This is a genomic window from Streptomyces sp. NPDC050546 (genome assembly GCF_044457425.1).
GTDB lineage: Bacteria > Actinomycetota > Actinomycetes > Streptomycetales > Streptomycetaceae > Streptomyces.
Map to the genome: position 1 here is coordinate 1 of NZ_JBITGX010000035.1, position 10,816 is coordinate 10,816.

The following is a 10,816-nucleotide window of genomic DNA, read 5'->3' on the forward strand; positions in this document are numbered from 1 at the left end:
GAACCCCTCCAGCAACCCCCGCTGCCCCTCCCCCAGCACAGACAACGAACCCACCGGCACATCCGGCGCCGCCACCGCACCACAAAGCAGCGAAACAACCCCCTCGACCAACCGCTCAGCCGACCCCCGATCGAACAACTCCGTCGAAAACTCCAACGCCCCCGACAACCCACCCTCCGCAGTGGGGACAAGTTCGACGCTGAGGTCCAGTTGGGCCACGTCACGAGGTATCTCGACGACCTCGACGTCGAGTTCGCCGAGGCGGGGCGGGCGCATGGGCACATTGCGGAGGGCGAGCATGCACTGGGCCACGGGCGGGTTGCCCGCGCGACGGTCGGTGCCGAGTTCCTGGACGACGCGTTCGAAGGGGACGTCCTGATGCGCGAACCCGTCCAGCGCGGCACGCCGCGCCCGCCCCAGCACCTCACGGAACGACGCACCACCACCCACATCCACCCGCAACGCCAGCGTGTTCACGAAGAACCCCACCAACGGCTCCAACTCCGTACGCGTACGACCCGCGACCGCCGTACCCACCACCACATCCCGCTGCCCCGCCCACCGGCCCAGCACCGAGGCGAACCCCGCCAGCAACCCCATGAACAACGTCGCCGACTCACCCTCCACCAACCGCGTCAACCCACCCACCAGCTCCGGGTCCAGGTCGAGGGGCACCGAGTCCCCGGCGAAGGAACTGACGGCGGGACGCGGCCGGTCGCCCGGTACGTCCAGCACCGGGGCCGAGTCGAGGTGTTCGCGCCAGTACGCCAGCTGCCGCTCCAGCCGTTCACCGGACAGCCACTCGCGCTGCCAGACCGCGAAGTCGGCGTACTGCACCGGAAGCCCGGCCAGCCGCGCCGGACGCCCCTCCACCCCGGCCGCATACGCCTCACCCAGCTCCTCGACCAGCACACCCAACGACCAGCCGTCCACCACGATGTGATGCACACACAGCACCAACACCCACTCGTCCACCCCCACCCGCAGCAACGACCCCCGCAACAACGGCCCCTCGGACAGGTCGAACGGGCGCGCTGCCTCGGTACGCACCTGCCGCCACAGCTCGTGCCGCGCTCCGGCCAGTTCCGTGACCGGCAGGGACACGGGGAGGGCGGACAGGACGACCTGCCGTACGGTGCCGTCCTCGGCCTCGCGGAAGACGGTGCGCAGTACCTCGTGTCGGTCGACGATGGTGCCGAGGGCGGTCTCCAGGGCCGGGACGTCGAGAGGGCCGCGCAGGCGGAGGACGATGGGGAGCACGTAGGCGGTGGAGTCGGGTTCCAGCGCGTGGAGGTACCAGAGGCGCTCCTGGCCCGGGGAGGCCGGGAACAGGTTCTCGGTGCCGGGGGTGCGGGGCTGCCGGGTGACGGGACTGGTCCCGGCCGTCTTGCGGCGGGCGAGTTCGAGGGCGAGGCGGGCCCGCTGCTCGGGGGTGAGGCCGGCCAGGACTCGGTCGCGGGGTGCTTCGAGGGTCATGTGAATGCTCCTGGGCTGGGCGTCAGGCGCCGGGTGTCATCCAGTGGAGGTCCCGGGCCAGCTGGGCGAGGATCGGGCCAGGGTTCTCGTGCAGGAAGAAGTGGCCGCCGGGGAAGACATGCAGGGCGCGGTCGCCCTCGGTCTCGTCGGGGGCCCAGGGCCAGGCCTCCCGCTCGCTGACCAGGGGGTCGTCGGCGCCGAGGTAGACGCGCAGCGCACACGGCAGCGGGCGTTCGCGGCGTGCGCGGTGGCGGGCCAGCACTTCCAGGTCCGCGCGGAGGACCGGCAGGTACAGATCGAGGAACTCGGGGTGTGTCCGCAGTTCGGCGGGCAGCCCCTGGGAGTTGTCGAGCAGAGCGAGGAGGTCCTCGTCCGCGGTGGCGGCTCCGGCCTGCCAGCGCTCTGGGGCCGGGGCCGTCGGCGCGGGCGAGGCGGCGGCCACCATGCCGTGCACCAGCTGGTGCCGGTGGTGGCGCAGCGAGCGGCACAGCTCCCAGCCGACCGCCGCGCCCATGCTGTGCCCGAACACGACCGTGGGCAGCTCGTCGAGCGTGTCGAGGGCCGTCTCGACGCCCTCCACGATGTCCGCCATCCGGGTCAGCGGCTCCTCGGTCACCCGTGTGCCGTGGCCGGGAAGTTCGACGGCGACGACCTCCGTGCCCGTCGGCAGGGCGGCGGCCCAGTCGGCGTAGAGGCGGCCGGCGCCGCCGGCCGGAGGGAGGCAGAGCAGCCGTCTGGTGGGGGCGGTGGGTGAGGTCCGCCAGATCTTCAGCCAGTCGGAGGCCGGTGCGCGGCGGTCGGGACGGCCGAGGCGGCCGGAATGCGGTCGGGAGCTGGGCGGCAGTGCCGGGCTGGTCGTCATCTCGGGGGTGTCACTCCTCGTAGTGCCCTGGGGCGAGGCTGCGCAGGACGCAGAACTCGTTGCCCTCCGGGTCGGCGAGCACGACCCAGCCGGCCTCCTTGGGGGTGCCGATGTCGATGCGGCGGGCGCCGAGCGCGAGGATCCGCTCGATCTCCGTCTCCTGGGCGGAGTCGATGGGGCACAGGTCGATGTGCAGCGGGTTCTTCGCGCTCCTGCGGGCGCCGTCGCGGACGAAGAGGATCTGCGGGGCGACGGCCCGGGCACGCAGCTCGGCCAGCGGGGCCAGGTCGGCAGGGCCGATCTCGACGAGGGCGCCGTCGCGGTCCTCGTGCACGGTGTAGTCGAGTACGGCGCACCAGAACTCGGCGAGCCGGCGCGGCTCGCGGCAGTCGACGACGAGCTGTTCGAAGCGGCTGGTCACACGTTCTCCTGGAGTGCGGGGGCGATGCGGTGGACGCGTAGGCGCTCGTAGAACGGCAGCTGGGCGGCGTGCAGATCGGCGAGCCGGGGGTTGTTGTGAACGGTGTCGGCGTACTGGCGGGAGCGGGCGTGGATGCCGGTGCTGGTAGCCGCGTCACGGTGCCAGGCCTCGAAGACCTGCCATTCGGGGCGTTCCCCGGCCGGCCAGGCGAGGGCGTCCGGACGGTGCGGGAGACCGGTCAGCGCGCTGTAGGCGGCGGCGATGCCCTCGGGGTCGGCGACGAGGTCGTCGGCGTCCACGACGACCGGCATACGGCCGGTCGCCTCGCGCATCAGCTCGAAGATCTCCCAGCTGTGGCCGAACCCGACCTCGTCGGAGGTGAGTTCGGGGTTGCGGGCGTAATGGGAGGCGATGGCCTCCGCGGGGTCGCGGATGATGAACGTGTGCCGGACGTGGGTGGCCAGGCGGGGGTCGGTGAGGAGTTCGGCGTAGCGGCAGTCGGTGGTGTCCTTGAAGTAGACGGGCCGCGGGCCGGTGCGAGCGAGGGAGAGGAGGGCGTCCAGCAGGGCCCGCTCGCCATGGTGGACGTGACCGTCGAGTTCGTAACTTCCCTTACTGGCCAGGACGTTGAAGGGCTCGTGCAGGACCGTCAGGTCGCCCCGCTCGATCATCATGCGTTCGAAGGCGGTGGAGCGGCAGCGTGGTGGGCTCCACATCGCGATCACGGTGGGGGGCGGGGTGTCGGCGCCGGTCATGGGGTCTCCTTTCGGGTGGCGCGCGTGAGGAGGGGCACGGCGAGTGCCCAGGCGGCGGCGAGGACGGCGGCGGCCAGCAGGAACGGGGCCCGCAGGCCCGCGTACGAGGCGATGGTCCCCCCTGCGAGGGCGCCGAGGGGGGTCATGCCGACGGCGACGAGGCGGTAGGAGCTGCCCACCCGTCCCAGCAGGGCGGCGGGGACCAGGACCTGGCGCATCGAGGTGGTGACGATGGTGATCACCGCGAGGGCGGTGCCGACGACGGTGAGGACGCCGGCGGCGAGCACCGGGTGCGAGGCGGTACCCGCCACGGCAAGGGCGGGCGGGGTGAGGCCGCAGAACACCAGCAGGGTCCGCTCACGGCCCCACCTGCGGGTCAGCAGCGGGGTCACCACGACGCCCACCACACCGCCGACCGCGATGACGGACATGAGCAGGCCGTAGGCGACGCTGCCGACGCCGAGCACTTCGTACGCGTACAGGACGGCGATCGAGACCACCGCGCCGAGTGCGAAGTTGAACGCACCCACCAGCCCGCACACCGCGCGCAGCAGACGGTGCCGCCACAGCCAGCGGATGCCCTCGGCGACGTCGGCGCGCAGCGAGGTCCGCGTGGAGCAGGACGGCTGCGGGCGGGGGGTGGCGCGCAGGCCCAGCACGAGCAGCGCGGCAGCGGCGAAGGTGACGGCGTCCAACGCATACGGCAGTGAGGTGTGCGAGACGAGGAGGAGCGCGGCGAGCGGCGGTCCCGCGAGCTCGACGCACAGCATCGCCACGCCCTGCAGGAGGCTGTTCGCCCTGTCCAGCGCGGGTTCCGCGACCACCCGGGGCAGCACGGCGAGGGCGGCGCTGTCCCGCAGCGTCTCCGCCAGCCCCATGATCAGGGCGAAGAGCAGGAGCAGGCCGATGCCGGAGTGCCCGGTGAACACGGCGAGCGTGAAGCCGCCCGCGATCACCGCCCGCACGGCATCGGACCAGATCATGACCTGCCGCTGGTCGTGCCGGTCCACGAAGGCACCGGCGAACCAGCCCGCCAGCACCCAGGGCAGCTGCCCGGCCACGGTGACCAGGGAGAGCAGCAGCGGGTCCCGGGTGAACAGCGCGGCGGTCATGGGCAGCGCCGCCAGCCGCAGTCCGTCGCCCAAGGAGGTGACGCAGGCGGCGCCCCAGAGCCGCCAGAAGGGGGCGGTCAGACGATGGCCGGCCGAGTCGGCCGAGTCGGCGCCGCGGCCGGCCGGCGTGTGGCCGGCTTCCGGCAGCGCGGTCACGGCAGTGGCCTCGCGCTCGGTACGGGCTCGGCGGCCGCCGGGAGGCGGAGGGCGGGCTCGGTGCCCGGGGGCGGGGTGCCGCCGGCTCTGCCGACCATGGCGGCGACCTCGGTGCGGGAGCTGACGCTCAGCTTCTTGAAGATACGGGCCAGGTAGGTCTCCACGGTCTTCGGGCTCAGATCCAGGGAGTGGGCGATGCGCTGGTTGGTGTGGCCGCGGCTGACGAGGACCGATATCTGCTGCTCGCGGCTGCTGAGGCCGGGCAGCTGCGGCCCGGGGGACGTGCCGTGGTCGAGAACGCGGACGCCCTGCAGCATGTCGAGTTCCTCCCGCAGCCGCTGGGCGAGATCGGTCAGCGGGGTGCTGCCCATGGCGGAGGCGACGGCCTCGGCCTCCCCCGCGCACCCGAGGGCCTCGGGGTAGTAGCCGAGGCGCTGCCGGACGTGGCCCAGACCGATGAGCAGACGGCCCAGCAGATGCCGCTGGCCGAAGCGGCGGGCGAGTTCGGTGCCGTGGACGAGATGCTGCTCCGCCTCGCGCAGGCGGCCGAGGAACAGTTCGGCGCCGGAGAGCCAGTGCAGGGCCTCGAGGTGGGCGGCCATCTCGTCGTCGGGGAGGGCGTCGAGGAGTTCCGCGGCGGCGAGGGCGTGTTCGGCGGCCGCCGAGGACCGCCCGAACTGCGCCTCGGCCGCGGCGAGCGCCGCCATGGCGGAGGGCCGTGCCGGGTTGTCGTCCCGTGACGCGAGCGCGGCCAGCGCGTCCCGGTCGGCCCGGGACCAGCCGCCGCCTGTCTCCAGCACGAGCCCGGTCATGGCGAGCCGGATCCGGAAGCACGGGGTTTCCCCCGCGGCCGTCCAAGAACCCTCCGCGAGAGTCGCTGACTCCCGGTCGGCGGGCCCGCACAGGCCCGCGCACGCCCGGTCGCACATCTGCGCCCCCGGCTGCCCCGCCAGCTCGGTGCGCAGCAGTTCGCGGGCCGCTTCGGGGCGGCCGAGGAGGCGGTGGACGTGGGTGTAGGACTCGACGACAGTGCCGCGGACGGCGGCAGGGAGCCGGGGGTCGGAGGTGAGGAGCCGCTGGAACACGGCAGCGCACTCCTCGAGTTCGCCGTCCAGGAGCAGGGCTCGGCCCAGCACGGCGCTCGCCCGGGCCCGTAGCAGCGGGTCGGCGGTCACGGTCGGGCGCAGGGCGTGGCGGCTCCACCGCAGGGCGGCCGCGGGGTCGCGCAGGACCGTGTCCTCGGCGGCCTCGACGAGGGCGCGCACGTCGTCGTCATCGGCGACCTCGACGGCGTACAGCAGCTGCTGGGCGCGGAGTTCGGTCAGTCCACCATGGGTGCGCAGGGAGGCGGCGGCGCGGGCGTGGGCGCCGGAGCGCCAGCCGCGGCCGGCCGAGTGGTAGGCGACGGCTCGTACGACCGGGTCGCGGAAGCGGAAGTCGGTGCCCTCGCCGAGGGGCCGTACAAGGTCCTCGGCGAGCAGCTCGTCGAGTCCTTCGCCGGCTCCGGCCCCGTCGAGCTGGGCGACCTCGGCGGCGGTGCGCAGCGCGAAGGCGTCGCCGAGCACGGCGGCGGCCCTGGCCATGGACCAGCCTGCCGGACTGAGGGCCTGAAGGTCGGTGAGGGTGGACAGGACGAAGGCGTCCGGCGGCTCGGCGGGGATCGCGGTGCTGCCGGTGCCGGCCGGTGCGCGTCGGGTCATGGCGTTCAGGGCGAGCAGGAGGCCGGGATTGCCGCCACTGCGCCGCAGCAGGGAGCGGCGGGTGCGCGCATCCAGGTCCGGCGGCAGGAGAGCGTGCAGGTCTGGGTCGTCCAGGTCGTGCGGCGCGAGTTCGACCCGGTGGGAGAAGCCGCGGGCGACAGCCTCGCCGAGTGCCCCGAGGAGCTGGTGGGCGAGCTGGCGCGGCCGGTGCGCGACGGCGATGAGGACGGGCCCGGCGGGCGGGCGCTGGATCAGGTAGCCGAGCAGGTCGAGCGAGTCGTTGTCGGCGCGATGCAGGTCGTCGAGGACGAGCACCAGTCCGCGGGAGCCCGCGAGATGGCCGAGGAGGCCGCGTACCGCACGGCACTCGCGATACAGGTCGCGGTGGGAACGGGCGCCGGGCGTGCCGGGGCTCAGGGAGGGGAAGAGCGCGGCGAGCCGGTGCTCCTCCTCCTCGGTGAGCCGGGAGCGCAGTTCCTCGCCGCCGGCCGCGATCGGGTCGTCCAGGGCGTCCAGGAACAATCCGAACGGCGTCGCCGCGTGCAACCGTCCGGGCCTGCCTCGGGCAATGGCCCAGCCCGCCTGGGCGGCCCGGCGGGTGAGCTCGTCCAGCCGGCGCGTCTTGCCGCTCCAGGCCTCGCCCACGACCTCCAGCCCCCGTGCGGGTCCGCCCTCGGCCAGCAGCTCGTCGAGCAGTTGGTGCCAGTGGGCCATCACAGCTCCTTCCCCCTGGTCTTCGTCGGTCGAGTGGTCGGTTGGGCGGGGCTCAGGACTGCGACGGGCCGGCGGCGGTCTCGTCCATGGCGCGGCGCAGGCTGAGCGGCCGCATGTCGGTCCAGTGCTCGTCGATCCACGCGAGGCACTCGTCCTTCGGGCCTCGCTTTCCGGCACTCCGCCAGCCCTCGGGAATGTCCTGATCCGTCGGCCAGACCGAATACTGCTCCTCGTCGTTCACGACGACCCAGTAGGACTCAACGGCTGCGTTAATCATCGTTCACTCCACTTTTGGCGAGAGATGAATTCCGACAGCGAAACTAGCCATCGAGCCGGGTCGGCCCATCTGTTGACGACGGACTTTGTCACGTACTCGGGGACTCGGCGGGGACTGTGTCACCTCGCCGCGGGAGTTTGTCACACAGGCGCGACAGCGGCCTGCGGGCTTTCGATAATCGCGGTGACGCACAGCTGCACGCCCGGGACTTCCCAGATCCCGAATCCTCGCGTTCTCGAACTTCCATCCGATCACACAGAAATTGGTGCTGCGTCATGCCCAATTCCGAGCAGACAACTCCTTCCACGGCGCTGAGTCGCTTGCGCCGGCGCGCGGCGGCCGACCCGGCGCGGCTCGCCAAGCTGCTGGTTCTCGTACTGTTCCTGCTGCTGCTCGCCGTGTCGGTGACGACACTCAGGCCCCCGGACCCCAGGTCCGCGTCCGCGCCGGAGCAGGAGTTCTCGGCCGGGCGCGCCATGGTCCATGCCGAGGTGATCGGCAAGGAGCCGCGGCCGCTCGGCAGCGCGGGCTCGGCGCGGGCCCGCGACTACCTCGTACAGCGGCTGACCGAGCTGGGCGGCACGGTCGAGGCGCGGCGGCAGCCGGTGTCGCAGGACGAGGAGGGCACTGCCCTGGTCGCCGAGGTCACCAACATCCACGCGCGGTTCCCGGGCTCGGCCGGCGGGCGGGCGGGCCATGTGGTGCTGATGGCGCACTACGACTCGGTGCCCGCCGGTCCCGGCGCCTCGGACAACGGGATCAACGTGGCGGCGATCCTGGAGATCGTGCGGGCGCTGCGAGCGGACGGCACGCCGCGCAACACGATCGACGTGCTGTTCACCGACGGCGAGGAGCCCGGGCTGCTCGGCGCACACGCGTTCGTGGCCGACGACGTCCTCGACCCGGAGAACACGGTGGTGCTCAACCTGGAGGCACGCGGGGTCTCCGGACCGTCCATCATGTTCGAGTCCGGCCCCGGCAACAACGGCGCGCTGTCCGCTCTGGGTGCCGCGGACCGTCCCCTCGCCACGTCGGTCGCGGACGAGGTGTACACGTTCCTGCCGAACGACACCGACTTCACCGAGTTCAAGCAGGAGGGCTTCGGCGGCCTCAACTTCGCCTTCGTGGACGGCTCCGCGCTCTACCACACCCCCGGCGACTCGGTCGCCAACCTCTCCCCCAAGAGTCTTCAGCACCAGGGCGACACCGTCCTCGCCACCGCCCGCGAGCTCGCCGGGGTGGACCTCACCGAGGTCGGGGACGGCGGGGACGACACCTATTTCACCGTCGGCGGCCTGCTGCTCCACTACCCCCGGTATCTCGCGCCGGCCGTCGCCGTGCTGGGCACGGCCCTGTACGCGTTCACGGTCTGGTACGCCGGTCGCGGCCCCCGGCAGGGCGGGCGCCGGGGCATCGGGCGAGCCGCGCTGACCTTCCCGCTCGCGCTCGCCGGGGCGGCTGCGGTCGGGTTCGGCGGCTGGGAGGTGCTCTGCCTGGTCCGGCCCGGCTACGCGGACCTGGCCATGGGCGACAGCTACCGGCCCGGCTGGTACCGGGCCGCGTTCCTCACCCTGACCTGCGCGGCGGTCGTCGGCTGGTACCTGCTGCTGCGGCGCAAGGTGGGCGGCACGCAGCTCACCCTCGGCGTGTGGGGCTGGTTCACCGGACTCGGCCTGATCACGGCCTTCGTGACGCCGGGCGCGTCGTACCTGTTCGCCTGGGCGCCCCTGCTGGGCTGCGCCGCGCTGCTGCTCACCCTGCACCGGAGCGGCAGAGATCCGGCCGCCGACGTGGCCCGGCAGTCGCTCGCGGCCTCGGTAGCGGCGCTCGTCGCGCTGCCGCTGCTGACGCCGGTGATCGTGCTGCTGTTCCCCACGCTGGGCCTGGTGCTGGCCGCGGTGCCGCTGATCGTGGCGGCGCTGCTGGTGGCCGTGACGCTGCCGCTGCTCGACCTGCTGCCGCGGCGTACGGCCCGGGTGACGTCCTGGTTCGCCCTCGCCGCCGGTACGGCCCTGATCCTCATGGGCATCCGGGTCGACGTCTTCGACACCGCGCACCCCCGGCACACCAACCTCGCCTACGCCTGGGACGCCGACCAGGGCGTCGGCCACTGGGTCAGCTCGGACAGCACACCGCCGGGCTGGACGACCTCCCTCGCCGGTTCCGAACGCGCCGACCGGCGCGCCGAGTTCCCCACCTTCCCGACCACCCTGGCGAGCGGCATCACCTCCCAGTCCCGCATCGCGACAGCCGCCTCGGCCAGCGGGCCCGCCGCGCCGGAGGTCACGGTCGACTCGGACCCGGCGGACGGGGACGGCACCCGCACCGTCCGGCTGCACATCGAGCCGGGTCCCGGAGCCTCGTACGTCACCCTGTTCGCCGACACCTCCGAGCACTCCGTACGCGGGGCCGAGCTCCTCGGCGTCGATGTGCGCGGCGGTGTCAACCGCCCCGCCTCGGCCGGCCCGTGGAAGTGGGGCCTCGCCGCGTGGACCCTGCCGGCGGACGGCCTCGACATCACCCTCCGGGTCACCGGCAAGGGCGAGGTGCCACTGCGGATCACGTCGTACGCGCGGGGCCTGCCGAAGGGGACGGAGTCCCTGCCGGACGACCTGACGTGGGGGACGTGGGGGGCGAACCTCACGGATGTGACGGCGGTCGGCCTGACGGTACGCGGCTGAGGGCCGCCGCCCCCACTCGTACCGCTACAACGCCGCCAGCGCTTCCAGGAGTTCGGCATCGTCGGCCTCGGTCAGCTGGAGTTCCTGGATCACCTCCGAGAGCGCCTCGACGGTCGGCCGCCCGGAGAGCATGCGCTCCAGCGGCACCTCGACGCCGAAGGAGTCACGGACGCGGGAGACGATTCGTACGGCGAGCAGCGAGTGGCCGCCCAGCGCGTGGAAGTCGTCTCGCACACCGACGGTCTTCGGCGGACCGAGCACCTCGGTCCAGATCCGCGCCCAGCTCCTCCTCCAGCTCGTTGCGCGGCGCCACGTACTCCGTCTCCGGCTCCCCGTCGGCGGACTCCGCCGGCGGGGGGAGCTGCTTGCGGTCGGTCTTGCCGTTCGGCAGCAGCGGGAGGTCGGCCAAGTGGGTGAGGTAGGTGGGGACCATGGCGGCCGGAAGGCGGTCGCGCAGGTGGGCGCGCAGTTCGGCCGCGGCCAGGGGCGTGGCACTTGTGTAGTACGCGGCCAGGTGGAGGCTGCCGTCCGGGGCCGGGTGCGTGACCGTGACGGCCCGGGTGACACCGGGGTGGGTTTGGAGGGCGGTGTCGATTTCGGCGGGTTCGATGCGTTGGCCGCGGATTTTGATCTGGTGGTCGAGGCGGCCGAGGTAGTCGAGG

General features: G+C 73.0%; 9 protein-coding genes and 1 pseudogene. 1 reads left to right on the forward strand and 9 read right to left on the reverse strand.

From position 1 onward, the window contains the following. From ACIBK5_RS43500 to ACIBK5_RS43530, 7 genes are all read right to left on the reverse strand, one after another. On the reverse strand, positions 1–1,476 hold a 1,476-nt coding region (locus ACIBK5_RS43500; protein ID WP_399029055.1), incomplete at its 3' end, for a condensation domain-containing protein. Between the two features lie 22 nt (positions 1,477–1,498). Next, positions 1,499–2,338 (reverse strand): thioesterase II family protein, encoded by an 840-nt coding sequence (locus ACIBK5_RS43505; RefSeq protein ID WP_399029057.1) that lies wholly within the window; start codon positions 2,336–2,338, stop codon positions 1,499–1,501. A gap of 10 nt (positions 2,339–2,348) precedes the next feature. After that, entirely contained in the window at positions 2,349–2,759 is a 411-nt protein-coding gene (locus ACIBK5_RS43510; RefSeq protein WP_399029059.1) for a VOC family protein, read from the reverse strand. Continuing rightward, a complete protein-coding gene (locus tag ACIBK5_RS43515) occupies positions 2,756–3,514 on the reverse strand; it encodes a sulfotransferase family protein (RefSeq protein ID WP_399029061.1) in 759 nt (252 codons plus the stop codon). Before ACIBK5_RS43515 ends, ACIBK5_RS43510 begins: the two co-directional genes overlap by 4 nt. Beyond that, entirely contained in the window at positions 3,511–4,782 is a 1,272-nt protein-coding gene (locus ACIBK5_RS43520; protein WP_399029063.1) for an MFS transporter, read from the reverse strand. The genes ACIBK5_RS43515 and ACIBK5_RS43520 overlap by 4 nt, the downstream gene beginning before the upstream one ends. After that, positions 4,779–7,196 carry an AAA family ATPase gene (locus ACIBK5_RS43525; protein WP_399029065.1) on the reverse strand — a complete coding sequence of 806 codons (2,418 nt, stop codon included), beginning with the start codon at positions 7,194–7,196 and terminating at the stop codon, positions 4,779–4,781. The genes ACIBK5_RS43520 and ACIBK5_RS43525 overlap by 4 nt, the downstream gene beginning before the upstream one ends. A gap of 52 nt (positions 7,197–7,248) precedes the next feature. Then, positions 7,249–7,473: an MbtH family protein gene (locus tag ACIBK5_RS43530; protein ID WP_399029067.1), complete on the reverse strand. Its 225-nt coding sequence runs from the start codon at positions 7,471–7,473 to the stop codon at positions 7,249–7,251. A gap of 275 nt (positions 7,474–7,748) precedes the next feature. On the opposite strand from ACIBK5_RS43530, the gene ACIBK5_RS43535 reads away from it, so the two are divergent. Next, positions 7,749–10,154, forward strand: coding sequence for a M20/M25/M40 family metallo-hydrolase (locus tag ACIBK5_RS43535; protein WP_399029069.1), 2,406 nt, complete (start codon positions 7,749–7,751; stop codon positions 10,152–10,154). A 24-nt stretch (positions 10,155–10,178) separates the two neighbouring features. On the opposite strand, the gene ACIBK5_RS43540 is transcribed toward ACIBK5_RS43535, so the two are convergent. Both ACIBK5_RS43540 and ACIBK5_RS43545 read right to left on the reverse strand, forming a co-directional pair. Next, positions 10,179–10,388 (reverse strand): phosphopantetheine-binding protein, encoded by a 210-nt coding sequence (locus tag ACIBK5_RS43540; RefSeq protein ID WP_399029071.1) that lies wholly within the window; start codon positions 10,386–10,388, stop codon positions 10,179–10,181. After that, positions 10,318–10,816, reverse strand: a pseudogene (locus tag ACIBK5_RS43545) (hypothetical protein); the annotation flags it as partial. The pseudogene ACIBK5_RS43545 and the gene ACIBK5_RS43540, both read right to left, overlap by 71 nt.